Source organism: Shewanella sp. WXL01 (genome assembly GCF_012263345.1).
GTDB classification, from domain to species: Bacteria; Pseudomonadota; Gammaproteobacteria; order Enterobacterales; family Shewanellaceae; genus Shewanella; species Shewanella maritima.
Genome location: NZ_JAAIKQ010000008.1, coordinates 89,766 through 116,340 on the forward strand (window position 1 = coordinate 89,766; position 26,575 = coordinate 116,340).

The following is a 26,575-nucleotide window of genomic DNA, read 5'->3' on the forward strand; positions in this document are numbered from 1 at the left end:
CCAATAAGACGAAGCTAAGAGCTTGAAATAGTGAGTAATCGCAAGCCCAGAATTTTAAGGTATAATGCGTTTTTTATCTACTTTAGAAGCCCTAGCTTTCGCGAGCACGCATGCAAATAAAATCTACTCCAACAGGCTTTATCGCTTGGTGCTGTGAGCAAGCAGCAAACCTCACACCTGAAGATTTTAAGGTGACACCTTGGCAGGAAAAGGGTCAAGTTACTGGGCAATCTTGTGGCCGTTATACGACTTGGTTTGTCAAACCTGAGCTGTTGGAAAAAACCGAGCATAGCGTCAAGCCAGAGTTGAGTGTTAATGAACACGCTGATTGCGAGTGGGTTTTACGCCACTACTGGCGCGGTGGTCTTGCTGAAAAGTTATCTAAAGATGCCTATCTGTATACCGGCAAACTCAATACTCGCGCCTTTGCCGAATTAGCCTTACTTGAAAAGCTGTATCAACAAGGTTTCGCCGTACCAAGACCAATCGCCGCCAATGTTGAGCGCTTCGGTTTATGGTATCGCGCTGACATTATTATCGAGCGTATCGCTGGCGCAAAAGATCTAGTTGCACACTTATCAAATGAGCCAATGACCGACGCCCAGTGGCAGCATTTAGGGGCTACAATCGCTAAGTTTCACCAGCATGGGGTATATCACGCCGATCTTAACGCTAAGAACATTCTGCTGAGCGCAGATAAATTCTATCTGATTGATTTTGACCGCGGCGAAATGCGTAAACCAGACAATAGCTGGCAACAGGCAAACCTTGCTCGCCTACTGCGTTCATTTAATAAAGAGCTAGGTAAGCAGCCACAATTGCATTTCAGCGAAGATAATTGGCAACAGCTCATCCGGGGCTATCAAAGCGCCTAGCCTGCTAGCACTGGCGAGATGGCATCAAAGTGCGCTTTTAACGCGCCTTTGTTTTGCTCCACCACAGCAAGCGCTGCCTTACATTGCTGCTGATGCGCTTGCTTGTCATCCCAATTTAACAGCAAGAGTTGCGCTAATTCATCTGCGGGCTGAGCGTGGTTTAAATCATCCCCCTTCGAGCCGTTAGCTCCTGATTCAGCGCTATCTGCTGCAACCACCTTTAACCCACCAGCTTGCTTAAGCAACTGAGTAATTTCGGCAAAATCCCAGTGATGCGGGCCAACAAATACATTCAACCCCATAGCCGCAGGTTCAAGTGGATTGTGACCACCATTTTCAATCAAGGTGCCACCCACAAATGCTTGATCGGCTGTGCCATAGAGCATCAATAATTCACCCATAGAATCGCCAAGTAACACCTGGGTTTGCTCACCGACAGCTTGCCCTTCACTGCGGCGCAATAAGTTCAGTCCAGCAATGTTTGCTGCCTTCGCTGCCGCGTCAAATTGCTCCGGGTGACGCGGCGCCATAATTAACAATGCATTTGGATAGTGTGCTAACACTTGCTTATGGGCCTGCAGCATAATGTCGAACTCACCAGGATGAACACTACCTGCTACCCAAACTGGGGCGGTTTGTCTTTGCCAAAGGCTGCGAAGTTCATGCGCCTGCTCACGCTTGCTGGCATCAATATTGATATCAAACTTAACACTACCAGTCACTTGAACACGCTGAGTATCAACACCTAGCTTGAAAAAGCGCTCAGCCTCAGTCTGGGTCTGCACCAACACTTTGTCGAGTGTTTTCAACATCGGAATGCTGAGCTTAGGTTTTGCCTGATATTTATCAGCCGATTTTTGCGATAGTCGCGCATTTGCCAGTATCAACTCAACGCCGCGTTTATTGGCAAAATGAACTAGGTTTGGCCATAGTTCAGTTTCCATAATCACGCACACTTTTGGATTAACCTGGTTAAGAAATCGCTGCACGGCATAACTAAAATCTAAAGGTAGATAACAATGCTGAACACTGTCGCCAAATGCCTTGGTAACTTGCTCTGAACCAGTTGGACTTGTGGTAGTAATGGTGAATTTTTTAGCGGGATATTGCTGCATTAGCTGTTTAATCAAATCCACTGCAGCTAGGGTTTCGCCCATGGATACACAATGAAATAACACATCGGTTTGCACTAGCTTTGAAAAACCAAAGCGCTCAGACCAACGCTTGCGATAATCAGCGCTTTTAATACTGCGAAAACCAAGGTAGAGCACCACTAAAGGTGCCAGTAGATACAGTAACAGTGAATAAACTGAGCGAGTCATAACAAAGACTTAAATGATTTTGCGAAACATAGCCGCAATGCTACCATACTCGCTGTTAATAAGGATATGTGTGCGACCTAGCCCCTTGAGCTAGGCAATAAATGACTGACTTTGGAAGTGCTATGAAAACCCGCGATAAAATTGTTTTTGCCAGCCTAGAGCTGTTTAATGAGCACGGTGAACGCAACATCACCACTAACCATATCGCGGCTCACTTAGGTATTAGCCCCGGCAACCTGTACTACCACTTTCGCAACAAAGAAGACATTATCAACTCTATCTTTACCTTATACGAAACCCACCTAGAAAATGGCTCTAAGCCATATCAAGACGTTGCGATTGATATCGAGCTGCTCCTTGGCTATTTCGATGCCATGTTTTACACCATGTGGCAATTCCGCTTCATGTACGCCAACTTAGCTGACATTTTAAGCCGCGATGAAAAACTCAAGCAGCGCTATTTAGTGGCGCAAAGAAATGTTCTAGAAAGCTCAAGCAACGTTCTGCGCCAGCTCACTAATGACGGCTTTCTAGCAGTTGATGAAAACATCATAGTCGAGCTTGCTGACACACTAAAAATGATGGTCAGCTTCTGGATCAGCTATCAGCTAACCCAATCAGATGATTCAACCATCACCAAAGCGACTTTATACAAAGGTTTGTTAAGAGTACTGATGGTATTTAAGGCATACTCGACTGAGCATTCGCGCGATACCTTTGACCGCTTAGAGCAGCACTACCGCGCCATGATTAAGAAACCAGGACAAGGCTAAGCTGACAGCTTAGGTTTATGAGCAAGAGTTCAAGAACTAAAGCAATCAGCTAGGACACATAACACCCGCTTATGAACAGCGACTTAAAACTGTGTTCCACTACTAATTAGCGCTAACACGCCTCTAGGTCGTCTATCGTTTTCTGCTCCAACTTGTTGTTAATGCAAACCTTCCCCTAGCACTCATTTAAACTCACCAAACAACCCCAAATATACTCGCTGTTAATGCTAATTCACAAAGTATTAGGATTAGTTTTACTTATCAAAAAATCTGCTGTGCCCTAATCCCTTTTATAATACTGCCACGGTTAAAAAAAACGCTGTGGCTAGGGATTATTTAGGAGTAGAATGCCCGACATACTCCACTCCAAGCAAACTTGTTTAAAACACAAATTGACTACACTTGGATTAACATAATAACCATTAGCAGGAGACATCAGGTGGCCTCTACTTCATTCTACGACCGTATCAATCAGCAGCTAGCTGAAGTTAAAGCCGACGGCTTATACAAAAGCGAACGCGTGATCACTTCAGCCCAGCAGACGGCAATCGACGTAAACGATGATAAAGTCATCAACTTCTGTGCGAACAACTACCTTGGTTTAGCGAATCACCCAGAGCTAATCAAAGCTGCGCAAAATGGCCTAGATAACCACGGTTTTGGTATGGCATCAGTGCGCTTTATCTGTGGTACGCAAGACATCCATAAGCAACTTGAAGCTAGCCTAAGTGAATTTTTAGGCATGGAAGACACCATTCTTTACTCTTCTTGCTTTGATGCTAATGCTGGCCTTTTCGAGACTCTACTTGATGCCAACGACGCGATTGTGTCTGATGCGCTAAACCATGCTTCAATTATCGATGGTGTGCGTTTATGTAAAGCTAAACGCTTCCGTTACGCCAACAATGATATGGCAGATCTTGAGCAGCAACTTATTGCCGCTACTGAAGCAGGTGCGCGTAATATTCTTATCGCCACCGACGGTGTATTCTCAATGGATGGCGTGATTGCCAATCTGCAAGGCGTTTGTGATTTAGCCGACAAGTACGGTGCACTTGTGATGGTTGATGACTCTCACGCAGTGGGTTTTGTTGGTCAGCAAGGCCGTGGTACTCACGAGTACTGTGAAGTAATGGATCGCGTAGACATCATTACAGGTACGCTTGGTAAAGCACTGGGTGGCGCATCTGGTGGTTTCACCTCAGCCAAAAAAGAAGTGGTTGATTGGTTACGTCAGCGCTCACGCCCTTACTTATTTTCTAACTCATTAGCGCCTTCAATTGTGAGTGCGTCAATTCGCGTACTTGACATGCTTAAAGATGGTCAAGAGTTACGAGAGGCAGTCTGGGAAAACAGCCGTTACTTCCGCGAGCAAATGTCAGCGGCAGGCTTTAACCTAGGCGGAGCTGATCATGCCATTATTCCAGTGATGATTGGGGATGCCAAAATTGCTAGCGATTTTGCTAACCGCCTACTGGCGGAAAACATCTACGTGATTGGTTTCTCATTCCCAGTCGTACCTAAAGGTCAGGCTCGTATTCGTACGCAAATGTCTGCAGCACACACACGTGAGCAACTAGACCATGCAATCGACGCCTTTACCCGCATCGGTAAAGAAATGGGCATTATCTAAGGTCACGAACATGAAAGCATTAAGCAAATTAAAGCCTGAAGAAGGCATTTGGATGGTTGATGCGCCTAAGCCTGAGCTAGGCCATAACGATCTGCTAATTAAAATCAAGAAAACCGCCATTTGCGGCACCGACGTTCACATCTACAACTGGGACGAGTGGTCACAAAACACTATTCCTGTGCCAATGATTGTTGGTCATGAGTATGTGGGCGAAGTCGTTGATATGGGTCAGGAAGTACGTGGTTTTAGCGTAGGCGACCGCGTATCAGGCGAAGGTCACATTACCTGTGGTCACTGCCGTAACTGTCGTGGCGGCCGCACTCACCTTTGCCGCAACACCTCAGGTGTGGGCGTTAATCGTCAGGGTGCATTTGCCGAATATCTGGTTATTCCAGCATTTAACGCTTTTAAAATCCCTGCAGATATCTCTGATGATCTTGCTTCTATTTTCGACCCATTTGGTAATGCAGTACACACAGCTTTGTCATTCGACCTAGTCGGTGAAGATGTGCTGATCACAGGTGCGGGTCCAATTGGCATTATGGCAGCGGCAGTGTGTAAGCATGTTGGCGCGCGCCATGTGGTGATCACAGACGTTAACGAATACCGCTTAGAGCTTGCCCGTAAAATGGGCGCCACCCGCGCGGTTAACGTTGCCAATGAAGATCTAAAGTCAGTGATGGACGAGCTCGGTATGACCGAAGGTTTTGACGTTGGTTTAGAAATGTCAGGTGTGCCGTCAGCATTCCACTCTATGCTAGATACCATGAACCACGGCGGTAAAATCGCTATGTTGGGTATTCCTGGCAAAGATATGGCAATTGACTGGAGCAAAGTGATCTTTAAAGGCTTAATCTTAAAAGGTATTTATGGTCGCGAGATGTTTGAAACCTGGTACAAGATGGCAAGTCTCATTCAATCAGGTTTAGATCTATCGCCTATCATTACTCATCACTACAAGGTTGATGACTTCCAGCAAGGCTTTGACGCCATGCGCTCAGGTCAGTCAGGTAAGGTTATCTTAGATTGGCAATAACCAATTAATGCGCGATGACTGCGCTAGCTAAGTAACCACAAACTTTAAGGGGTTGTCGTCAGGCAGCCCCTTACTTCATAATCTGCATAAATCTTAAGCCCTTTTGGTAACCGCAATGTCAAACTTTAAACACTTATCCATCAATGAACTTATTCACATGCAAGCCGAACAAAGCGACCTGCAAATTGTGGATATTCGCGATGCAGCAAGTTTTGCACAAGGGCACATTCAAGGTGCAACCCACCTGACCAATGAAAACATCGCCCATTTTATTGCCGATGCCGACATGGACGCACCATTAATCGTGGTGTGCTATCACGGCATCAGCAGTCAAGGCGCTGCCACTTACTTAATTGAGCAAGGCTTTGATGATGTTTATAGCCTTGATGGTGGCTTCACAGCCTGGAGTAGTGCTCACGCATGATAGAACTTGGAGTGATACCAAATGCGCGAATGGCGCAGGCATTTATCGATTACCTTGCAGGATTAGGGATCAGCTGCCACGCCATGCCAGTTGAGCAAGGTGTGAAGCTAGTGTTAGCCAATTCAGCCGACTTAACTAGTGCGAGCGAAGAACTTGAACTTTTCATCAAAAATCCAAACGATCCTAAATATCTACAGGCATCATGGGACAATGGCGATGCCGGGGTTAAATTCGACTATGGTTCTGGCGGGTTAGGCTTAGCTGCGCAATTTATCACAGGTGCGGGCCCACTTACGCTGGTCATATTTGCAGTATGTGTCCTGCTATTTGCAGTGATGAATCTAGGCTTTGGTAATCAAGTCTACAGCGCTTTATCATTCTTCAATGCGGTGCCTGGCGCAGACCTTGAGCAAGTTTGGCGAGTGTTCACTCCAAGCTTGATGCACGGCTCCATCATGCACGTCGTATTTAACCTGCTGTGGTGGTGGTATCTTGGTGGCAAGATTGAAAACCGCCTCGGCACTATGCCATTACTCACACTGTTGTTGGTTGCTGGCACCTTGCCAAATATCGTGCAGTATTTTGTGTCTGGCCCTAACTTTTTAGGTATTTCTGGTGTGGTATACGCACTGGTTGGCTATAGCTATCTCATGGGTAAACGCAGTCCCCAAAGTGGTATTTTCCTGCCAGACTCTTACATGGGCTTTATGATCATTTGGTTGCTTTTAGGCTTTACCGATATTCTCGGTGTTTCCATGGCAAATGGCGCCCATATTGGCGGCCTAGCAGTTGGCTTATTGCAAGCACTAATCGACTCTCGCAACTCTCGCCGCATTAAGCGATAGCGACACTGCGATTAGCCACAATATAGTAAATCAACTGTATCACGCACGTTTATGGCAGCAATAGCCCCAGACTAATTGTGTAAATACCTAGAGCAAGGTATAAAGAGTTTTTTAATTTGAGGCATCTGAAATATGGAACGTATTCTCGTAGTCAGGGTAGATAAATTGGGCGATTTTTGTCACTCATTACCAGCTATTTCATTATTAAAACGCTCACTTCCTGATGCGCAAATTGACGTTATTGTTTCGCCGATTATTGAGCCATTGGCTAAGCAGTTTGATTTTATCGACAACCTGTTGATTTACCGTAAAGACGACCCTCAACTAGTTGATACGATTAAACAAAGAAACTATCAAGCGGCTTTGATCATGCACAGCCATAAACATATGGCGCAAGTTGTTAAGCAAGCGAATATTCCTTACCGTCTAGGCCAACGTCGTAAGTGGTTTCAGTACCTTTATACCCACAGAGCACCATTAAATCGCAGTGCCTGCCTAAAACCAGAATGGCGCTACTGTACTGATCACATTGAGTACTTCTTATGTAAGCACCATATTCCGCCTGCTGACATCCACCAAAGGCTGTGGGACATTGCTGAGCAAAAGCCGCAGTGGCAAGAATTCTATGGCAAAACCAATGATGAGCTTATGGTGTTTATTCATCCTGGAAGCGGCGGCTCAGAAGGCTCATTATCGCCCGCTCAGTTTGTCGACATTGCCGACAATCTAGCGCAAAACTGCCAACACAAACTCAAATTTGTAGTCACATTTGGCCCAGGCGAAGAGCAACTTGCTGATACCGTAGCCAAGCAACTGCAAGACAAGCAGCATGATGCCTTACCAGCTAAACCCATTAAAGATATCGCCGAATTCTCACGCTCACTGGTCGCCGCCGATGTGATGATTGCTGGCTCAACTGGGCCACTGCACGTTGCGAGTCTACACAATGCGATTACGGTTGGCTTCTATCCCCATGAGTCTCGTGACGATAAGATCCGTTGGCAAACTTTAAGTGACGACTACAAGCGCCTGTCATTTTCACCGCCTATGGGTAAGAGTACTGGGGCGAACCTAGCTTTAGTCGACACTAAACTTGCAGGCACTAAAGCCGCTGAAAAAATCAATGCTTTATATGGTGACAACTAGCGTTCTGTTTCACTAACGCTAAACCAATAAAAATGCGGCTAGGGAGTAACTCCTGCCGCATTTTTTTTATAGCTTAAATCATCAGACAAACTAAGCCATGCTGATCACTTGTTTGACTAATTTTTCGATTCCCTCATTCGCCTCGGCTATATTAGTCGCCAACATGTAGGCAGGTGTTGTCACTAACTTGTTTGCTTCATCCACAACAATCTCATCAACGTTTGCATCCACATGTGTCGCGCCCATTTGATTCACAGCAGCGGCAGTATCAATATCTGTACCTATGGTTGCTTGCACATTCTCACCGTAAATAAGTGGCACCATTACTGGCGCAATACACATCATGCCTACAGGTTTGCTAGCTAAAGCAAACTCTCGAATAAACTGCTCCACTTGTGGAGCGATCGTGCAGTCTTTGCCGTTTAAGGCAAAGTTACATAGGTTTTTCGCTGCGCCAAAGCCGCCAGGCACAATCAGTGCATCGAACTCTTCAAGCTCTAGGTTAGTCACATCTTTAATTTCACCACGAGCAATGCGAGCAGCCTCAACTAGCACGTTACGTGAAGCGCCTTCATCAACCTCGCCGGTTAAATGATTCACTACGTGTAGCTGAGCAATGTCAGGGGCAAAACACTGATAACTTGCGCCAGCTTTAACCACTGCCAGTAGCGTCAGAACGCTTTCATGAATTTCTGCCCCATCAAAAACACCGCTACCACTTAGTAAAACTGCTACCTTTTTCATGCTGTTACTCCATATCCTTTTTGAGCTCAAAAATTAATTTAACAAAAAACAAACAAAACTATTGATCTGAGAACCAATCATGCTAACTTAGTTGCTCGAAATAATGTGACGAAAAAATCAACAGTGAGATCGACTCTCTGTTACCTCAGGGAAGTGACAATATTTTGCAACTCATTTCGATTAAGTCTTGCAAAATTTGACCAACTTTTGTTAGGGATAACAATCACACCGATCGCCGTTCTATGTTTGTGTCATATCTGATTACTTTGAAAAAGTCCACATATATTATTTTTTTTCAAAGATCATCACTCAGCTCACATTATTTTAAAAATACAATAAAAAACAGTGATTTATACTTTTGCGCTTGCACTATGTCGAAAAAGTAATTTCTACTAACAGGTTTTAACTAACAGACTTATCCACAGGCTGTTGGTCATCTTACTGTGCCTGAGATCTTACTATTATCAATAGGATCACCCACATAACGATCGGAACAGATCAGTTTTCATCAACAAGCAACTGCCACCATTATCTAACCTAGCTCATACCGCTAAATCTCATCCTATACGCATGCATTTCCACAGGCCTACAACGGCGAATCAAGGTTGAGCAATCAAAGCGATAATGTCATCCTATAGCACCTCTTTTGAATGACGATGAAAGACCCATTATGGCAACGATCCCAAACAACCCACTGGTACTAATCGACGGCTCTTCATACCTTTACCGTGCTTATTATGCACCGCCACATTTAACCAACTCTAAGGGTGAAGCAACCGGTGCCGTATATGGCGTTGTCAACATGCTTAGAAGCCTACTTTCTCGTTACAACCCAAGTCATGTCGCTGTGGTATTTGACGCTAAGGGTAAGACTTTCCGTAACGACATGTACAGCGAATACAAAGCCCAGCGCCCACCTATGCCAGATGATCTGCGTAGCCAAATTGCGCCGCTACACCGCATTATCCGTGCGCTAGGTTTGCCTCTGATTGCCATTGAAGGCGTTGAAGCAGATGACGTTATCGGCACCCTTGCTCGTCAAGCAAGTGCAGACGGCCGTGCAACACTAATTAGCACTGGCGATAAAGACATGGCGCAATTGGTTGACGACAATGTCACCCTAATTAACACCATGACCGACACCATTATGGGTCCTGAAGAGGTAACCACCAAGTTTGGTGTTGGCCCTGAGTTAATCATCGATTACCTAGCCTTAATGGGCGACAAAGCTGACAACATTCCTGGCCTGCCGGGTGTGGGCGAGAAAACCGCTCTTGCCATGCTGACTAGCGTTGGCAGTGTCGATACCCTGCTGGCTAACCCTGATGCCGTTGTCGATGCCGGTTTCCGTGGTGCTAAATCGATGCCAAAGAAAATCAACGACAACGCCGAGCTGCTCAAACTGTCGTACCAGCTTGCTACCATTAAACTCGATGTAGAGCTAGAACAAACCTGGCAGCAACTAGAAATCCAACCACAAAACCGTGACGAGCTAGTGGCTTGTTATGGCGAGATGGAGTTCAAGCGCTGGTTAGCAGAAGTATTAGACAACAAATCTGGCGCTGCAACGACTGCAACTGAGTCAGAAGAAGCCCCAAGTGCAAAGGCAGATATAGAAACTGAGTACCAAACCATTGTTACTGAAGCAGAGCTTGATGCCTGGATTGAAAAATTAACCCAGGCAGAGCTAATGGCTATAGATACTGAAACCACTAGCCTCAATTATATGGAAGCTGAGCTAGTGGGATTATCGTTTGCCGTAGAAGCTGGCAAAGCAGCCTATGTACCAGTCGGCCACGACTACGCAGGCGCGCCAGAGCAGTTAAGCAAGCAGCTAGTGCTTGATAAATTGCGCCCTATTTTAGAGGCTGACAAACCAGCTAAAGTAGGCCAAAACCTTAAATACGACATCAGTATTCTTGCCAATCAAGGCGTGAAGCTTAAAGGTATCCAATTCGATACCATGTTGGAGTCGTACGTATTTAATTCTGTAGCATCGCGTCACGATATGGATGGTTTAGCACTTAAATATCTAGGGCATAAAAACATTAGCTTTGAGCAGATTGCCGGTAAAGGTGCGAAGCAGCTTACCTTTAATCAAATCGACTTGGAAACTGCTGGCCCATACGCAGCCGAAGATGCTGACATTACCCTGCGTTTGCATCAACACCTGTGGCCACGTCTTGAGAAACAAGGCGAGCTTGCCAAGGTGTTTACCGAGCTTGAATTGCCACTGATTAACATTTTGTCAGATATTGAGCGTAATGGCGTTTACATCGACTCTATGTTGCTAAGTCAGCACAGTCAGGAGCTTGCGCAAAAGCTAGATGAATTAGAGCAAAAGGCTTATGAGATTGCAGGCGAGAAGTTCAATCTAGCATCACCTAAGCAATTACAAGGCTTGTTCTTTGAAAAGCTTGGCTACCCGATTATCAAGAAAACCCCTAAAGGTGCACCATCAACTTCAGAAGAAGTGTTAGTTGAGTTAGCACTCGATTACCCGCTGCCAAAGATCATTCTCGAGCACCGCAGTTTATCTAAGCTAAAAAGCACCTATACCGACAAGCTACCGTTAATGGTCAACCCTGTTACTGGCCGCGTACATACCAGTTACCACCAAGCCAATGCGGCTACAGGTCGTTTGTCATCAAGTGAGCCAAACCTGCAGAATATTCCAATTCGCACCGAAGAAGGTCGCCGTATTCGCCAGGCATTTGTTGCACCTGAAGGTAAAAAGATTCTGGCCGCCGACTACTCGCAAATTGAACTGCGTATTATGGCGCACCTATCGCAAGACAAAGGCCTACTTAGCGCCTTTGCTGAAGGGAAAGACATTCACCGCGCGACCGCTGCGGAAGTATTTGGCGTTCACTTTGAAGAAGTGACTAGTGAGCAACGCCGCCGCGCTAAAGCGGTTAACTTTGGTTTGATTTACGGCATGTCTGCCTTTGGCTTGGCCAAGCAGCTTGATATTGCTCGCGCAGAAGCTCAGTCGTACATCGACACCTACTTTGCGCGCTACCCAGGTGTACTAAAGTACATGGAAGACACTCGCGCTGAAGCTGCTGAGCTTGGCTATGTATCAACCTTGTTTGGCCGCCGCTTGTATCTACCTGATATTAAAGATCGCAATGCAATGCGCCGTCAGGCCGCAGAGCGCGCTGCGATTAACGCGCCAATGCAAGGTACAGCTGCTGACATTATTAAAAAGGCAATGATTAGCGTAGCTAACTGGATTGAACAAGACACCAGCGGCGAGATCACCATGCTAATGCAAGTTCACGATGAGCTGGTATTTGAAGTCGATGCAGACAAAGCTGACAGCCTACAAGCTAAGGTTTGTGAGCTAATGGCCGCAGCCGCGAGCTTGGATGTTACATTGCTAGCCGAAGCTGGTATTGGTGACAACTGGCAGCAAGCTCACTAATTGTCAGCAACAAATTCTAAGTACAAAGTGTATTATTAGCTTTAAATAGAAAACAGCTTATCTACAAAAGCACGCTCATGCGTGCTTTTTTATGCTTTAAACAACTTAAAGTGCAAAAAATGACCACCTTTTGTGCGAAAAATCACATTATTCATCACAAAACAAAAATACTGTTTTCTATTTAAGAATAAATAAAGTAATATTCTCTGCGTAGGGTACAGAGGTTAAGATGTTCAATCTTAAAAACCTTTATTTCACTAGCAATAGTGCGCCAAATTAGGCACCTCAGCAATGTAAGTTGCTGGGGTTTTTTTATGTCTTTTTTCAGCTAGCAATCTATTCACCCAAGCCACCCTTTCTTAATCTAGCCAACTATTAAGAAAACCTTGGCAAATTAGCAAAACTTCGCACTTAAAAAACAGTAATCACCGCTCGAGAAACTGACTCATTTCCTCAATAGAAACGATTAATCTCAATCATAAGTTAAAAAATTAGAGCAAATACTTTAAATAAGATTAGCAAACGAGTATTCTATAGTCGTTGAGGGTCACCACTATGGTGGCACTTGAGTCTTGTTGAATTTTAGCTTCTCCCCAAAAGAGCTAATTTTTATTTGCCGACAGCCTAGCCTATGGTTGTCGGTTTTTTTTGCCTGAAATTCATGCTTGCCTACGCTAGATTTCATTACCACCGCCTAACTTGGTACAGCCTCTTCTGACTAACCTTCATGATCTATACTTGTGGTGACGTTTAAAGCTGTTGAAAACATGGATGTTTTCGTCGAGCATTCTTGTGAAATAAAGAGGGGGGATGTGCTTGCTGCGTGCTTTAAATGTCATTGCGACGTGAGCAAATAATCAAAGCTGCCAGATATGGAAAAAGCTAGAATTTACAGACAAAGCCAAATCGAATGATAACCACCTACTGAAGTAGGAGGTGGTTTAGGGCCGAAAACAAAAAGGCCAACCTCATGGTCAGCCTCTCTGTTTATCTAAACAAGCTCATTACTCTTGTTCTTGCGTTTGCTCCAGCAACCAATCTGGGTGACACCACTGATTTAAAATGCCTAGCACTTTAGGTTTACCTGTTCCTTTAGTTGATGAAAACGGCTCTACCTTCACCCAATCGCCAAAATCGGCCAGCTCTTTACGCACCTTGTTTACCGCTTTCATCTTGGCACTTTGTGCTAACTTATCTGACTTAGTTAGTAGAGCTAAAACCGGAATTTCACTGGCCACTGCCCACTCAATCATTTGCATGTCTAAGTCTTTGAGCGGATGACGAATATCCATTAATACCACTACACCACTTAAGCATCGACGCTTCTGTAAATATTCACCTAATGCCGCTTGCCACTTCTTTTTCATCGCAAGTGGTACTTTTGCAAATCCATATCCCGGTAAATCAACCAAACGGCGGTCATCGTCTAGAGCAAATACATTAATCAACTGAGTACGACCAGGCGTTTTACTGGTACGAGCTAAGTTTTTCTGCTCAGTTAAGGCATTCAATGCACTTGATTTACCCGCATTTGAACGACCTGCAAACGCAATCTCAACACCTACATCACCCGGCAAATATTCGTCTAAATGGGCGATATCTGGGGCACTAATTAAAAATTTTGCTTGGCGAAAGTCAATACGAGATTCTGACACTGTTTGCTCCAGTTAAATTACAAAAAATAGCTATATATGTATAAATGTTTAACAAATGCTGTCTTTTCCACATTTTCGTGTAAAATATTAGCCTGATCACATTATAACCCCAAGCTACAATAATGTGTGCGTTACTGTTTGGCATTGCGCCAATACAGCGCTTTGAGGATGAATGGCTTGGGACGACTATTTTACCACGCTTACAGCTTAACCATGTAAGCTCAGGACAATAAATTAACAAGAAGTTGGAACGCCATGAAAAAGTTAGCTCTTGCGCTGTCTGTACTCGCCACCATGTCATCACCTGCTATGGCTGTAGAAGGTAATGCTGAAGCTGGCCAAGCTAAATCAGCACTTTGTGCCGCCTGTCACGGGCCTGACGGCAACAGCATGATCGATATGTATCCAAAAATCGCTGGTCAACATGCTAATTACCTAGCAAAGCAATTAACTGATTTTCAAGCAGCAATGAAAACAGGCGGTAAAGAAGGTCGTATGGACCCAGTAATGGGCGGTATGACAATGACATTAACCGAGCAAGATATTGCCGACCTGGCAGCATTTTACGCTAGTCAAACTCAATCTACTGTTGACGTTGCAGATGTACCAGCATTAGGCGCATCACTATACAAAACAGGCGATGCAGCTCGCGGCATCACTGCTTGTATCGCATGTCACGGCCCTGACGGCAACGGAACTGAAGCTGCAGGCTTCCCAAAAGTGAGCGGTCAACATGCTAATTATTTAAAAATTCAGCTAACGAAGTTCCGCGATACAAATCGTAACAACGACTTAAACGGCATGATGCAAGATGTAAGTAAAAAGTTATCTGACGCTGATATCGAAGCATTATCTAAATATATATCAAGCATTAAGTAGCTACATCTAGGTATAGAATCCAAACAAGAAAGGGCATTAATTGCCCTTTCTTTTTGACAGCAAGTTGACGTTTACGTCAAGTGTTAAAGATTCTTTCTTGACATCAATCACGCTTTTGGGGTTAAATAGCCCCGTACCGAAATGAACCCAACTGTTTATCCAATAAAAATAAACGCTATTAGACAGATTTCGGCTACTTAACATTTAAGATATAAGAATAAAGTCAACTAATAACAATAATATAATTAAGACCACTCACTAATAATAATAACGAGTAGCGATTTCACCTTGAAATCCCGGTCATTAGAAATTGTAAGACATAGACTAATCTTGGTCGCCTCGCTTTTTAGCATTTTCTTACGCAACAGAGGTGATAAGCCTAACGGATAGCAGTTTGAAGGATTCAAATTGCAGCATTGGATGCTAACGCTGAGGATGCACTCGCTGGATGCTTGTTATCACTGGAAGATCTTGATACACGGATGGTTTACTTACGTCATGGAGACATTTGGATAGTGATGAGTCATTGAGACCATCTACGGAAACTGTGGTCAGGAAGGCAACAGACATTAATAAAGCGTCAAAGAAGACCGATAACTAACTAATAGCACGGAAAGCGCTAAAAAAAAGAAGGATCCGACCGGGAAAGTCGCATAGCAAGTACGGAAACTTGGAATCAGAATAAGGTACTACTTGTACCGACCGTAAGGTGGCTGTTTACAGCCACCTTTTTTTTACTTCAATATTTGCCAAGTCACTAATACCAATTAGCACAAGAATGTGATCATTCTTACTGGTTACTTTTTACTGGAAAAAAGGGCTTATAACTTCGTTAGAAATTTTGTAGGTAGAGCAACTAGCTAGCTGTAATTTCTGCCTTGTTCTAAACGATTTTTCCTGCGTAATATCTGATCACTTATTTATCCCAATTGGTATAAGGTTCTAAAAATTAAAAGCTTAGAGCTTGTTTAACTTTGAATATTGTCGATATACTGAAGTTACCCACCTGCCGATTGGATACTGCTGTCGTTCATGAGCCTTTGCCCTCTTTGTAGCCACCAAGCTGACTTTTTCATCCAAGACAAAAAGCGTGCTTTTTACCTATGCCTACATTGCGGACTTGTATTCGCTGCGCCAAGCTCTCATCTTCTACCGAACGTTGAACGCCAACGCTATGGACGGGCCAATAAGGCCGCCAAGCAAAAGCAACTTTCACAATTTGTATTCCCACTATTAGCGCAAATTACTCAGCAACAACCTCAAACTCATCTTACTGGCCTTAATTTTGGTCGGGTGTTAGATGAAAACAGCATTGACGAAATTAATGCTGCAGGGCACACCTTAAATCAATACGATCCATTTTTTGCAGCCAACCCAGAGGTACTCAAACAAGACTATGATTTTGTTTGCTGCTACCGTGTGTTTGAACACTTTAGAAGCCCGCAAAAAGAATGGCGCTTGTTGTCACAGCTTGTGCGCCCTGGTGGCTGGTTAGCAATCAGCACTCCGCTACTGAGCAACCTCAACCAATTTGCTAAGTGGCACTATAAAACCAATCCGACTCATGTGAGTTTCTATCAGCAAGCAACCTTTGAATATATGGCCGCTGTCAGTGGTTTTGATCTATTATTTGCTTCAAAGGACTTCATTTTGATGCAAAAACCATCAGAATCTGATATAAAGCGCAACCCGATTTAGTATTGCACCTCGTACTACGATACTAAGTCTTTATAGAATTTGATTGATCAAGGTAATACAGCACCATGGCTCGCAGCAGAAAAACTCGCAAAGTTAGTGAAAACGCGGCAAAGCGCGCACCACGAGTAAAAAAAGCCGACCGCAAACAGGTTGAAGGCAAAAAGAAAGATTCAGGACGTAAGTCAGGCAATCGCCACAATGAAGCGCTGCTGAAAACGCAAAGCGCTAACAATGCGGCATCTGCAAGCCAAGACCCACGCCATGGCAGCAAAAAGCCAGTTAGCTTAACCTTACCAAGCAGTATTACTGAGCCACTAAAGCCAAAAGCTAAACAACCAAAACTCACTGACGAGCAGAAACTACTAAAGCTTGAGGAAGACCCAAGACTAAACAAGCTACTTGATATGCTTGAAGAAGGTCGCAGCCTAAGTGACACCGACCAAGCTTGGTTAGATCAACAGCTAGATACCATTGAGCAGCTGATGAAGCGCTTAGGTATGGACGAGTCTGAGCCAGAAGTCGAAACCCGCAAGCCAGCTAGCGATGATGAATTATTTGACCGCTTTGAAAGTGGTGAAGATCTGCTAAACATGTACAAGGACTAAGTTGTAGTTAAGCTTAGTCAGAATTACTCATAGAAAAAGCACCTAAAGGGTGCTTTTTTCATATCTAGCTATGGCAAGCAGTATCTTAAGCGCGACTTGTGCAGTAAAATTAGCCATCAAAACTAGCGTCTCCAATTTGAGCTACCGTGTATTACGCGGGACTTGTGTCTATAGGCAAATTCGCAGGGGCTTTTGCGCAACATAAAAAGGAAAGTGTGTGTCTACATTCGTTATTGTTATTGCCGTTCTCATCCTTGTGGCACTCGGTGGCTACGCTGCTTATTTACTGCTTAAGCTTAAACGTCAAACTCAGGCTCAACAACAAGCTCAACAACAAGCTCAAGCAGAGCAGCAAAAGCTTGCTCAGGAACGTCGCCAAAGCGTGTTGACCGATATTCGTTACATCGCTAGCGCCATGCTAGAAGAGCGCTGCGAGTTGTCTGAAGGCGTGATGCGCATAGGTAAACTGTTTGATGCCTTATCAATGTCAGAGCAAGTGCAAGACGACTACCCTAACCTGTTTAAACACTACAGGCTCATTGAGTCACACCCGATTAAAGAAGCACGCAAAGCTTTACCAAAACAGCAGCGGATGAAACTTGATTTCACTCGCATGAAATCTGAGGCCGAGCTTGAACAAGTCATCTTAGGCGAGGTCAAAAAAATCAGTGAGTTTGACGAGCCAGCGCTGCACTGATTGCATAAGTGTAAGCAACATACTCGCAGCTACCACTAACCTCAGATAAATTAATCCGACGAATGGTCATGGGTGATCAACCACTGACCATCAATGCGCTCAATCAGTAAGGTCGATGCACCAGTTGGCTGGTCTTTATCTCGGGCTAACGTCCATTGCCCACTCACTAACGCAGCATTATCCGACAACGATTTAACGCTTTGAATATCAAAACTAAGCTCACCCATGGCCGCTTTATTGGGGTAACTTTTCTTATAACGGCGATACAATTCATCCCAGCCATAAACCAGCTCACCACGGCTTACAAATTGCAGCTTGTCTGAGCGCCAATAGCTTTGCATATAGCCGTCAACATCGCCCTGATTCCAAGCCTGAGTTTGCTTTTGAAATAAGGATTGAATTTGCTCAACTGGTTGCGCACTGGCAAAACAAGCATACATAAATAGGCCAATCGCTAAACAATACTTCATGGCTTACTCCCACAATTAGGTTGTCGAAAATAGCATTTCATGCTTGGATTAGAGTATAGGAAAACAGCATAACACCACATAAAAATATCATTAAAACCAGGTATGGCATTAGCCAAATTGGCAAGCATTTCTAGTACTTGGAAAAATGGACTCTAACTATGATGACTGCACTATCACGCTTTATTTTAAAACTAATGGGTTGGCGCTTTGAGGGCGAGCTAGACGCTGACAAGCCTTGCATTATGGCAGTAGGGCCACACACCAGTAATTGGGACTTCATCATCGGAATATTAGGTCGCAGCGCTTTAGGTGTACGCATTCATTTCTTGGGTAAACACCAGCTATTTATACCGCCTTGGGGCTGGCTGTTTCGCGCCATGGGTGGCAGCCCAGTAGATCGCCGCAAACATAACAATCTAGTTGATGCTGTTGCCCAGCTTTACCAGCAACATGACAACTACAAGCTGGCGCTTGCTCCTGAAGGCACCCGTAGTCCAGTCAAGCGTTGGAAGACTGGCTTTTACCATATTGCCGTCAAAGCCAATATAGATATTATTCCTGTAGGGCTCGATTTTGCGCGCAAAACCATAGTCTTAGGTGAGCGCTTTACTCCTACTCAAGATATCGAGGTCGATATGGAGCAGCTGATGACATTTTTCAGGCAAATAAAAGGCCGGCATCCCAAACAGATCCCGACCTTTAAACTTGAAGATTAATAGTTGGCCTAATTAGGCGCTAATTTCTCAATTAGGCTTTAACGCACCAAAATCACTACCTGATGGCTGCTGGAAAGCGCGTAAGCCAAACTCTGGCAGGATGGCAAAAATATGGTCAAAAATATCTGCCTGAATGCTCTCATAGTTAAACCACACGGTATCGTTAGTGAAGATATACAGCTCAATTGGCACACCTTCAGCTGTCGGCGCTAATTGACGTACCATTAGCGTCATACCTTTATGAGTTTTCGGGTGCGCCTCTAAATACGCCTGTAAATAAGCCCTAAAGGTGCCAATATTGGTCAAATGTCTACCGTTAATCATTAACTCAGCATCAGCCACATTGGCGTTATCTGCACTAATCTCTGCGATGATGCTCGGCAGGTATTGCTTCAAACAATTAACTTTACCTAAGCGCTCAATATCTGACTCAGTTAAGAATCCGATGCTGCTAATGTCGATATTGATTGAACGCTTGATGCGGCGACCGCCTGAAAGCGACATACCCTGCCAGTTTTTAAAGGCATCTGAAACCAGCGCATAGGCAGGGATCATGGTAATAGTCTTATCCCAATTTTGTACCTTTACGGTAGTTAAGGTGACGTCGGTAACCTCGCCGTCAGCGCCATACTTATCCATCTGAATCCAATCGCCCTTACTCACCATGCGGTTAGCCGCTAGCTGAATACCAGCAACAAAGCCCAAAATCGTATCGCGAAACACCAACATCACTAAACCGGTGGCAACACCTAAACCACTAAAGAAATAAACGGGTGATTTATCAGACAAAATAGCCACCACCACAATCAAACCTATGATAAACATAAACAGTTTGATCAGCTGCACGAAGCTCTTCACTGGAATGCGGCGATTCACTCGATTGATATCAGAGATATCATCAACCGCATTTAAGCCGGCAAACGCCGCGCGAATCGCTACAAAAACCAGCAGCGCACTTAAACCACGGTCAAAAAATGTACTCAGTAACTCATGCTCAGTTAGAACAATTGGTACCACTAAATCAAGCAGCAACACAGGTACAAAAAGCGCCAAACGCTCAAAAACACCATGACTAACAAACACATCGTCCCACTGTACAGCGCTGCGTTTGATCACTAAATTAACCCCATGCACGACAAAGCGGTGGGTTAAGTAATAGCTGATAGCTGCAACTATCAGGCATACAACAATAATGATGCTTGTGGTAAGTAAATCAGAAGGTTGGGCATTTATGCCGATACTGGTTAACCAAGAGGTTAACTCGACACGAAGATCTGTATTCACAATCGGGTTCCTTTTATGGAAATATTTAAACCGAATATCATTAGCAAAAACCGCCACAGTAAATAACAAGCGTGCACTGCAACGTAACAAGCACTCAACAAGCCCTTATTTTAGCTCGTTTTTCCTTGTCGTTATTTGACCAGTTTCAGTGATGCATTAACAATACGGGCAACTAAGAACGGGAGTCAATCATGAAATATTATTCTTTAGTTGTCGCGCTCACCCTCGCTTGCCTAGTTGCAGTGCCAAACGCTAAGGCTAATGATGACCAACAAGGTTATCAACCTGCAGTGGCGCTTCTTTTTGACTACGTGAATACTCCAAGCAAGATGTATGGCGTAACCCTTGCTCCTAGGCATTATGACCGTGACTACGCAGATTGGGGCTATTACATTGGTTATGCTAAAGGTCAAAAAACCGATCTAGAGCTACAAGAGCCAAGTGAAGGTTACATTCAAGAATACATGTGGCGCTTTGGTGTTAGCTATAGCATGACCGAAGATTTCAGCATTTACTTTGGTGCAACCAACTATGTGTATGAAACCAACACCACCAATAATATCGTGCCATTGATTGAAGGTGGTGAACCCGTATGGGAGCGAAGCAATGACCGTTACTGGGGTGCAGAGGCGGGTCTACGCTACCGTATCGCTAACTCGTTTATGATTGGCGCCGGCTATGACACTCGTACTGAGTCAGCGGTTATTAGCTTTGGCTTTACCATGTAGTTATGTACTGGTTTAAATCGCATTAACAAAAACGGCGTCTCAATCGACGCCGTTTTTCATTTTGAGGCTTAGTAATTAACTTAAGCGTTATTAGCGCAATATCTAGTACTAAAAGCTAGCGAGCATATGCGCTGGTAAGTATTGATTAAAGCTTGCCGTGTTGAGTAAGTCGGTCGCGTTGTCGATATCTGGCGCAAAATAGCGGTCTTTGTCGTAAAACGCCACTAGCTCACGTAACTCAGCTTTCGCTGCAGCCACAGCCTTACTCGGCTCTAATGGCGCTCTAAAATCTAAGCCTTGCGCAGCCGCTAGCAGCTCAACAGCAAGTACGCCGCGAGTGTTATCACTCATGTCACGCAGGCGGCGGGCTGCAAAGGTTGCCATCGATACATGATCTTCTTGGTTAGCAGAGGTAGGCAGACTATCGACCGAGCCTGGGTGAGCAAAAGTTTTGTTCTCAGAAGCAAGCGCAGCCGCAGTTACCTGAGCAATCATAAAGCCTGAGTTTACCCCGCCGTTATCCACCAGAAATGGTGGTAATTTTGAAAGGCTTGAATCAATTAATAGTGCAATACGGCGCTCAGCAATCGAGCCAAGTTCGGCAATGGCTATCGCCAGATTATCTGCTGCCATAGCAACAGGTTCTGCGTGGAAGTTACCACCCGAGATAATGTCGCCAGTATCCTGGAATACTAACGGGTTGTCGGTAACGCCATTGGCCTCAACAGCCAGTACTTCAGCAGCCTGACGAATTTGGGTCAAACATGCCCCTAGTACCTGCGGCTGACAACGCAGCGAATAAGGATCTTGCACCTTTTCACAATCAACATGACTTAGACTAATCTGCGACTCGTCACCTAACAAGTGACGGAAAATAGCAGCTGAGTCGATTTGCCCTTGCTGACCACGAGCCTCATGAATACGTGCATCAAAAGGGCTACGGCTGCCCATTGCCGCTTCAACACTCATAGCGCCAACCACAGAGCTTGATGCGAATAAGTCTTCAGCGTTGAATAAGCCTTCAAGCGCTAATGCCGTCGATGCTTGCGTACCATTAAGTAGTGCTAAGCCTTCTTTGGCAGCCAGCTCAAGCGGTTTAAGCCCTGCAATTTCCAGCCCTTCTTGCGCGCTGATAATTTGCCCTTGGTAGCTCATTTCACCTTCGCCAAGTAGCGGCAAACACATGTGTGATAGCGGCGCTAAATCACCTGATGCGCCTACAGAGCCTTTCTCTGGCACACATGGATACACACCAGCGTTAACCAACGAGATAAGAAACTCAATAACCTCAAGGCGAATACCTGAAAAGCCGCGGCTTAACGAGTTGATCTTTAACACCATCATCAGGCGCACAGTTTCATCTTGCATGTACTGACCAGTACCTGCGGCATGAGACAACACAATTGAGCGTTGCAGCAACTGCAAGTCATCAGGCGCAATCTTGGTATTTGCTAGCAAGCCAAAGCCGGTATTAATGCCATAAACAGTGCGGCCTTCGCGGATAACATTTTGCACCTGCTCCGCACTTGAGTTGATGTTCGCAATCGCGCTATCGGCAAGTTTCATTGTCACGCCATGACGGCTTACTTGGCGCAGCTGCGCTAACGATAATGTCCCTGGCTCCAGGGTAAGCGATAACTTAGCCATTACTTCGCCTCCATCATAGGTAAATCTAGGCCCTGCTCTTTAGCGCAGCTTTTAGCGATGTCATAGCCAGCATCAGCATGACGCATCACGCCCGTTGCAGGGTCATTCCACAGCACACGCTCAACACGCTTGGCTGCAGCATCAGTGCCGTCACACACGATCACGACACCCGAGTGCTGGCTAAAGCCCATACCTACGCCGCCGCCATGATGCAGCGACACCCAGGTTGCGCCGCTTGCCGTGTTTAGTAAGGCGTTAAGTAATGGCCAGTCTGACACAGCATCAGAGCCATCGAGCATAGACTCAGTTTCACGGTTTGGACTCGCTACTGAACCAGAATCAAGATGATCACGACCAATCACAACCGGCGCAGACAGCTCACCGTTTTTAACCATTTCATTGAATGCTGCTGCAAGGCGCGCACGGTCTTTCAAACCCACCCAACATATACGTGCAGGCAAGCCTTGGAAGGCAATACGCTCACGCGCCATATCAAGCCAATTATGCAGATGCTTATCATCTGGGATCAGCTCTTTAACTTTGGCATCAGTTTTATAAATATCTTCAGGGTCGCCAGATAGCGCCGCCCAGCGAAATGGACCGACACCCTCACAGAAAAGTGGGCGAATGTAAGCAGGCACAAAGCCTGGGAAGTCAAAGGCATTTTCAACACCCACTTCAAACGCCATTTGGCGAATGTTGTTACCATAATCGAGTGTCGCAGCGCCTTTTGCTTGTAGCGCTAGCATGGCTTTCACTTGCACTGCCATCGACTCTTTAGCCGCCTTAACCACAGCAGCTTCATTTTGCTGGCGCAACTCTGCCGCTTGCTCGAGGGTCCAACCTTGTGGCAAGTAACCATTTAATGGGTCATGGGCTGAGGTTTGGTCGGTGACCACATCTGGAGTAATGCCGCGCTCAACTAACTCGGTAAATACATCCGCTGCATTGGCTAATAGCCCGACAGATACAGGCTTACCAGCTTTGTTGGCTTCATCCATCATAGCTAGCGCTTCATCTAGGCTATGGGCTTTTTTGTCGACATAGCGAGTCCGCAGACGAAAATCGATACGAGTTTCATCAACTTCACAGGCCAGTACCGAGAAACCAGCCATGGTGCCAGCTAGTGGCTGCGCGCCGCCCATGCCACCAAGACCACCGGTTAAAATCCACTTGCCTGCTGCATCACCGCCAAAGTGTTTCTTGGCCACAGCAACAAAGGTTTCATAAGTACCTTGAACAATGCCTTGGGTGCCGATGTAAATCCACGAACCAGCGGTCATTTGGCCGTACATCGCCAACCCTTGCTTATCTAGCTCGTTAAAATGTTCCCAGTTTGCCCAGTGCGGCACTAGGTTTGAGTTGGCGATCAGCACTCTAGGTGCATCAGCATGAGTGCGGAACACACCAACTGGCTTGCCCGATTGCACCAGTAGGGTTTCATCGTCTTCTAGACGCTGCAGTACTTCAACGATCTTGTCATAACTTTGCCAGTCACGGGCTGCACGGCCAATGCCGCCATATACCACTAAATCTTCTGGGCGCTCAGCAACATCAGGGTGCAAGTTGTTCATTAACATCCGCATTGGCGCTTCAGTTAACCAACTTTTACAACTTAACTCGCTGCCATGGGGTGCAATAATCTTGCGGCTTGGGTCGTGTCTTGTACTCATGCTAAATCACCTTTTCGGTTGTTATTAGGGCAATCTTTGCTGATTGCTCCGTTGCTATTATTTATGCAATGTCTAACAGCTCTCCTTGAGCTGCCTAGTTAATCTTTATTAAGCGCTAGCGCTTAAACGTTAAGTGGCCGCCTAGGCGGAACTTGCTGCCCGGATGTACCAGCCGTGCAAAGCTCACCACTCCTTGGCGTGACCAGGTGCGTCGAAGCACTTGTAAACAAGGCTCAGTGGCCTCAATTTGCAGATGCTGCTGGACTTGCTCACTCGGAATTACGGCTTCAACGGTATGACGCGCCTCGGTTAACGGCGCAACTTTAGATAAGTATTCATGGGGCGTTTGCTCGCTAAAATCTTGTGCAAGGTAATCAGGGATCAACTCTGGGTTAACAAAGCGCTCCTCCATTTGCAGCGGCACACTTTGCTCGCAGTGAACGATTAATGAGTAGCTCACCTTAGCGCCAATCTCTAATCCCAAAGCAATGGCAATTGGCGCTATGGCGATAATTTCAGTTTGCTCTAGGAGCTCAACACTATAGCCATGGCCACGCTCTTTAATCTCATCGGCAATGTTACGAATGCTCAATAAGGATGATTGCGACTTAAGCCCTGCGACAAAAGTGCCTAGGCCTTGAGTGCGAGTTAACACCCCAGCTTCCACCAGCTCAGTTAAAGAGCGGCGCGCGGTCATACGGCTACAGGCAAACAAATCTGTTAGCTGATTTTCAGACGGCACTCGATGGTTCTCTTGCCATTCGCCTGACTCGATTTTTGCTAAAATAAACTGTTTAATTTCAGCAAACTTTGCCAATGCCATTGCTCGCTCTCCTTGTTGATAGCACTCACTGACTAGCTCATATAACCAAGCTAGCAGTGATGAATGATTAAACATCCTACCTTGTATATACAAGTAAAAACAAGTATGGTGATTGGCGACAAAAACAACAAGAAATCGAGGGATGCTATGTCGTGGGATCAGGTCTGGGTAGATATCAATGCCGCCACCATGGACGCAGATTTATCAACAGCTTACGGTGCAATTACCGATGCAGCACTGGCAGTAAAGGACGGTAAAATTGCCTGGGTAGGCCCGCGTACTCAGCTGCCAGAATTCGATGTTTTGTCAACTCCTGTTTACAGAGGCAAAGGCAAATGGCTCACTCCAGGCTTAATTGATGCCCATACCCATTTAGTATTTGCAGGCAACCGCGCCAATGAATTTGAAATGCGCCTTAACGGTGCTAGCTATGAAGATATTGCCCGTGCTGGCGGCGGCATTATCTCAACGGTTAAAGCTTGTCGTGAGGCTGATGAGGCTGAGCTGTTTGAGTCTGCCCGTAAACGCTTAAACGCCTTAGGTAAAGAAGGGGTCACAACGGTTGAGATAAAGTCGGGTTACGGCTTAGATACCGACACTGAACTAAAAATGCTGCGTGTCGCTCGCGAGCTTGGTAAGCACCACCATGTGGATGTGCAAACCACCTTTTTAGGTGCTCACGCCATTCCACCGGAATATAAAGATAACGCCGATGCTTATGTCGATTTAGTGATTAACGACATGCTGCCGAAGGTGATTGAGCAAGACCTTGCCGATGCCGTGGATGTGTTTTGTGAAGGCATCGCTTTTGACTTAGCACAAACTGAAAAGGTGCTAACAGCAGCAAAACAGGCAGGACTTAAAATCAAACTGCACGCCGAGCAGCTGTCTAACATTGGCGGCTCTGAAATGGCAGCTAAGCTAGGGGCTAAATCGGTCGATCATATCGAGTACCTTGATGAACAAGGTGTCAAAGCTATTAGCGACAACGGCACCTGCGCGGTATTACTGCCCGGTGCTTTTTACTTCCTACGCGAAACCAAGCTGCCACCGATTGAGCTGCTACGCCAACATAAGGTGCCTATGGTGGTCGCCAGTGACTTTAACCCAGGCTCATCACCGTTATGCTCAACCCAGTTGATGCTCAATATGGCGTGTACGCTATTTAGATTAACGCCGGAAGAAGCACTCGCAGGCGTGACTGTGAATGCGGCAAAAGCGCTAGGGCTGGAAGATAAAGTCGGTCAGTTAAAGCTAGGTATGCAAGCAGATTTTTGCTTATGGGACATCGACTCACCAGCAGAGCTCGCCTACAGCTTTGGCGTAAACCCATGCATTAATGTGGTCAAAAATGGTCAGTTGGTGCATCAATAAACCGAGTTAGCCTCACTCACCTTCTCGTTGTTGTTTCCCGCTAAGGTATATCGGCCTGCATTCGTATGCAGGCCTTTTGCTCTTGATGCCTGCTTAAATAA

At 45.5% G+C, this 26,575-nt stretch carries 23 protein-coding genes; 15 read left to right on the top strand and 8 right to left on the bottom strand.

Translation table 11 applies throughout. From position 1 onward, the window contains the following. Positions 1–110: 110 nt before the first annotated feature. Positions 111–875: a 3-deoxy-D-manno-octulosonic acid kinase gene (locus G3R49_RS15970; RefSeq protein ID WP_167870322.1), complete on the top strand. Its 765-nt coding sequence runs from the start codon at positions 111–113 to the stop codon at positions 873–875. On the opposite strand, the gene waaA is transcribed toward G3R49_RS15970, so the two are convergent. Continuing rightward, positions 872–2,197 carry a lipid IV(A) 3-deoxy-D-manno-octulosonic acid transferase gene (waaA, locus tag G3R49_RS15975; protein WP_167870323.1) on the bottom strand — a complete coding sequence of 442 codons (1,326 nt, stop codon included), beginning with the start codon at positions 2,195–2,197 and terminating at the stop codon, positions 872–874. The genes G3R49_RS15970 and waaA overlap by 4 nt on opposite strands. A gap of 122 nt (positions 2,198–2,319) precedes the next feature. Here waaA and G3R49_RS15980 point away from each other — a divergent pair, with 122 nt between their 5' ends. From G3R49_RS15980 to G3R49_RS16005, 6 genes are all read left to right on the top strand, one after another. Continuing rightward, entirely contained in the window at positions 2,320–2,970 is a 651-nt protein-coding gene (locus tag G3R49_RS15980) for a TetR/AcrR family transcriptional regulator (RefSeq protein ID WP_167870324.1), read from the top strand. A gap of 439 nt (positions 2,971–3,409) precedes the next feature. Beyond that, positions 3,410–4,603 carry a glycine C-acetyltransferase gene (locus G3R49_RS15985; protein ID WP_167870325.1) on the top strand — a complete coding sequence of 398 codons (1,194 nt, stop codon included), beginning with the start codon at positions 3,410–3,412 and terminating at the stop codon, positions 4,601–4,603. A 10-nt stretch (positions 4,604–4,613) separates the two neighbouring features. Next, positions 4,614–5,639 carry an L-threonine 3-dehydrogenase gene (gene tdh / locus G3R49_RS15990; RefSeq protein ID WP_130599979.1) on the top strand — a complete coding sequence of 342 codons (1,026 nt, stop codon included), beginning with the start codon at positions 4,614–4,616 and terminating at the stop codon, positions 5,637–5,639. Between the two features lie 115 nt (positions 5,640–5,754). Next, positions 5,755–6,063 carry a thiosulfate sulfurtransferase GlpE gene (gene glpE / locus G3R49_RS15995; protein WP_130599977.1) on the top strand — a complete coding sequence of 103 codons (309 nt, stop codon included), beginning with the start codon at positions 5,755–5,757 and terminating at the stop codon, positions 6,061–6,063. After that, on the top strand, positions 6,060–6,908 hold the full coding sequence (gene glpG / locus G3R49_RS16000) for a rhomboid family intramembrane serine protease GlpG (protein ID WP_167870326.1): 849 nt from the start codon (positions 6,060–6,062) through the stop codon (positions 6,906–6,908). The genes glpE and glpG overlap by 4 nt, the downstream gene beginning before the upstream one ends. Positions 6,909–7,040: 132 nt before the next feature. Further along, positions 7,041–8,054 carry a glycosyltransferase family 9 protein gene (locus tag G3R49_RS16005; RefSeq protein WP_167870327.1) on the top strand — a complete coding sequence of 338 codons (1,014 nt, stop codon included), beginning with the start codon at positions 7,041–7,043 and terminating at the stop codon, positions 8,052–8,054. A 90-nt stretch (positions 8,055–8,144) separates the two neighbouring features. Here the strand turns inward: G3R49_RS16005 and elbB are convergent, their stop codons facing one another. Next, on the bottom strand, positions 8,145–8,798 hold the full coding sequence (elbB, locus tag G3R49_RS16010) for an isoprenoid biosynthesis glyoxalase ElbB (RefSeq protein WP_130599971.1): 654 nt from the start codon (positions 8,796–8,798) through the stop codon (positions 8,145–8,147). Positions 8,799–9,468: 670 nt separating this feature from the next. Here elbB and polA point away from each other — a divergent pair. Continuing rightward, positions 9,469–12,225 (top strand): DNA polymerase I, encoded by a 2,757-nt coding sequence (polA, locus tag G3R49_RS16015; RefSeq protein WP_130599969.1) that lies wholly within the window; start codon positions 9,469–9,471, stop codon positions 12,223–12,225. A 1,004-nt stretch (positions 12,226–13,229) separates the two neighbouring features. On the opposite strand, the gene yihA is transcribed toward polA, so the two are convergent. Then, a complete protein-coding gene (gene yihA, locus G3R49_RS16020) occupies positions 13,230–13,880 on the bottom strand; it encodes a ribosome biogenesis GTP-binding protein YihA/YsxC (RefSeq protein ID WP_130599967.1) in 651 nt (216 codons plus the stop codon). A gap of 255 nt (positions 13,881–14,135) precedes the next feature. Here yihA and G3R49_RS16025 point away from each other — a divergent pair, with 255 nt between their 5' ends. The 4 genes from G3R49_RS16025 (at position 14,136) to G3R49_RS16040 (ending at position 17,759) form a co-directional block, all read left to right on the top strand. Further along, complete coding sequence (locus tag G3R49_RS16025) at positions 14,136–14,759, top strand: cytochrome c (RefSeq protein ID WP_130599965.1); 624 nt, start codon at positions 14,136–14,138, stop codon at positions 14,757–14,759. A 1,032-nt stretch (positions 14,760–15,791) separates the two neighbouring features. Further along, positions 15,792–16,457: a class I SAM-dependent methyltransferase gene (locus G3R49_RS16030; RefSeq protein ID WP_130599963.1), complete on the top strand. Its 666-nt coding sequence runs from the start codon at positions 15,792–15,794 to the stop codon at positions 16,455–16,457. Between the two features lie 65 nt (positions 16,458–16,522). Continuing rightward, a complete protein-coding gene (gene yihI / locus G3R49_RS16035) occupies positions 16,523–17,062 on the top strand; it encodes a Der GTPase-activating protein YihI (protein WP_167870328.1) in 540 nt (179 codons plus the stop codon). 217 nt (positions 17,063–17,279) lie between these two features. Further along, positions 17,280–17,759: a DUF2489 domain-containing protein gene (locus G3R49_RS16040; protein WP_167870329.1), complete on the top strand. Its 480-nt coding sequence runs from the start codon at positions 17,280–17,282 to the stop codon at positions 17,757–17,759. A gap of 50 nt (positions 17,760–17,809) precedes the next feature. Here G3R49_RS16040 and G3R49_RS16045 read toward each other — a convergent pair whose 3' ends face one another. Continuing rightward, complete coding sequence (locus G3R49_RS16045) at positions 17,810–18,229, bottom strand: SgcJ/EcaC family oxidoreductase (RefSeq protein ID WP_167870330.1); 420 nt, start codon at positions 18,227–18,229, stop codon at positions 17,810–17,812. Positions 18,230–18,387: 158 nt separating this feature from the next. Between G3R49_RS16045 and G3R49_RS16050 the strand changes: the two genes are divergently transcribed. Then, complete coding sequence (locus tag G3R49_RS16050) at positions 18,388–18,945, top strand: lysophospholipid acyltransferase family protein (protein ID WP_167870331.1); 558 nt, start codon at positions 18,388–18,390, stop codon at positions 18,943–18,945. A gap of 27 nt (positions 18,946–18,972) precedes the next feature. Here G3R49_RS16050 and G3R49_RS16055 read toward each other — a convergent pair whose 3' ends face one another. Then, positions 18,973–20,229 (bottom strand): mechanosensitive ion channel family protein, encoded by a 1,257-nt coding sequence (locus G3R49_RS16055; protein WP_130599955.1) that lies wholly within the window; start codon positions 20,227–20,229, stop codon positions 18,973–18,975. Positions 20,230–20,420: 191 nt separating this feature from the next. On the opposite strand from G3R49_RS16055, the gene G3R49_RS16060 reads away from it, so the two are divergent. Then, a complete protein-coding gene (locus G3R49_RS16060; protein WP_130599953.1) occupies positions 20,421–20,957 on the top strand; it encodes a TonB-dependent receptor in 537 nt (178 codons plus the stop codon). A 108-nt stretch (positions 20,958–21,065) separates the two neighbouring features. On the opposite strand, the gene hutH is transcribed toward G3R49_RS16060, so the two are convergent. The 3 genes from hutH to hutC all read right to left on the bottom strand — a co-directional run bounded on the left by hutH (position 21,066) and on the right by hutC (position 25,100). Then, complete coding sequence (gene hutH / locus G3R49_RS16065) at positions 21,066–22,604, bottom strand: histidine ammonia-lyase (RefSeq protein ID WP_167870332.1); 1,539 nt, start codon at positions 22,602–22,604, stop codon at positions 21,066–21,068. Then, positions 22,604–24,277, bottom strand: coding sequence for a urocanate hydratase (gene hutU / locus G3R49_RS16070; RefSeq protein ID WP_167870333.1), 1,674 nt, complete (start codon positions 24,275–24,277; stop codon positions 22,604–22,606). Before hutU ends, hutH begins: the two co-directional genes overlap by 1 nt. Positions 24,278–24,392: 115 nt before the next feature. Then, positions 24,393–25,100 (bottom strand): histidine utilization repressor, encoded by a 708-nt coding sequence (hutC, locus tag G3R49_RS16075; protein WP_167870334.1) that lies wholly within the window; start codon positions 25,098–25,100, stop codon positions 24,393–24,395. A gap of 147 nt (positions 25,101–25,247) precedes the next feature. Here hutC and hutI point away from each other — a divergent pair, with 147 nt between their 5' ends. Further along, positions 25,248–26,474: an imidazolonepropionase gene (hutI, locus tag G3R49_RS16080; protein WP_167870371.1), complete on the top strand. Its 1,227-nt coding sequence runs from the start codon at positions 25,248–25,250 to the stop codon at positions 26,472–26,474. Positions 26,475–26,575: the final 101 nt, after the last annotated feature.

Excerpts from the sequence above, each read along its gene's own strand:
- G3R49_RS15970 (WP_167870322.1), top strand. The coding sequence starts at position 111 with ATGCAAATAAAATCTACTCCAACAGGCTTTATCGCTTGGTGCTGTGAG.
- waaA (WP_167870323.1), bottom strand. The coding sequence starts at position 2,197 with ATGACTCGCTCAGTTTATTCACTGTTACTGTATCTACTGGCACCTTTA.
- G3R49_RS15980 (WP_167870324.1), top strand. The coding sequence starts at position 2,320 with ATGAAAACCCGCGATAAAATTGTTTTTGCCAGCCTAGAGCTGTTTAAT.
- tdh (WP_130599979.1), top strand. The coding sequence starts at position 4,614 with ATGAAAGCATTAAGCAAATTAAAGCCTGAAGAAGGCATTTGGATGGTT.
- glpE (WP_130599977.1), top strand. The coding sequence starts at position 5,755 with ATGTCAAACTTTAAACACTTATCCATCAATGAACTTATTCACATGCAA.
- glpG (WP_167870326.1), top strand. The coding sequence starts at position 6,060 with ATGATAGAACTTGGAGTGATACCAAATGCGCGAATGGCGCAGGCATTT.
- G3R49_RS16005 (WP_167870327.1), top strand. The coding sequence starts at position 7,041 with ATGGAACGTATTCTCGTAGTCAGGGTAGATAAATTGGGCGATTTTTGT.
- elbB (WP_130599971.1), bottom strand. The coding sequence starts at position 8,798 with ATGAAAAAGGTAGCAGTTTTACTAAGTGGTAGCGGTGTTTTTGATGGG.
- polA (WP_130599969.1), top strand. The coding sequence starts at position 9,469 with ATGGCAACGATCCCAAACAACCCACTGGTACTAATCGACGGCTCTTCA.
- G3R49_RS16025 (WP_130599965.1), top strand. The coding sequence starts at position 14,136 with ATGAAAAAGTTAGCTCTTGCGCTGTCTGTACTCGCCACCATGTCATCA.
- G3R49_RS16030 (WP_130599963.1), top strand. The coding sequence starts at position 15,792 with ATGAGCCTTTGCCCTCTTTGTAGCCACCAAGCTGACTTTTTCATCCAA.
- yihI (WP_167870328.1), top strand. The coding sequence starts at position 16,523 with ATGGCTCGCAGCAGAAAAACTCGCAAAGTTAGTGAAAACGCGGCAAAG.
- G3R49_RS16045 (WP_167870330.1), bottom strand. The coding sequence starts at position 18,229 with ATGAAGTATTGTTTAGCGATTGGCCTATTTATGTATGCTTGTTTTGCC.
- G3R49_RS16050 (WP_167870331.1), top strand. The coding sequence starts at position 18,388 with ATGATGACTGCACTATCACGCTTTATTTTAAAACTAATGGGTTGGCGC.
- G3R49_RS16060 (WP_130599953.1), top strand. The coding sequence starts at position 20,421 with ATGAAATATTATTCTTTAGTTGTCGCGCTCACCCTCGCTTGCCTAGTT.
- hutH (WP_167870332.1), bottom strand. The coding sequence starts at position 22,604 with ATGGCTAAGTTATCGCTTACCCTGGAGCCAGGGACATTATCGTTAGCG.
- hutU (WP_167870333.1), bottom strand. The coding sequence starts at position 24,277 with ATGAGTACAAGACACGACCCAAGCCGCAAGATTATTGCACCCCATGGC.
- hutC (WP_167870334.1), bottom strand. The coding sequence starts at position 25,100 with ATGGCATTGGCAAAGTTTGCTGAAATTAAACAGTTTATTTTAGCAAAA.
- hutI (WP_167870371.1), top strand. The coding sequence starts at position 25,248 with ATGTCGTGGGATCAGGTCTGGGTAGATATCAATGCCGCCACCATGGAC.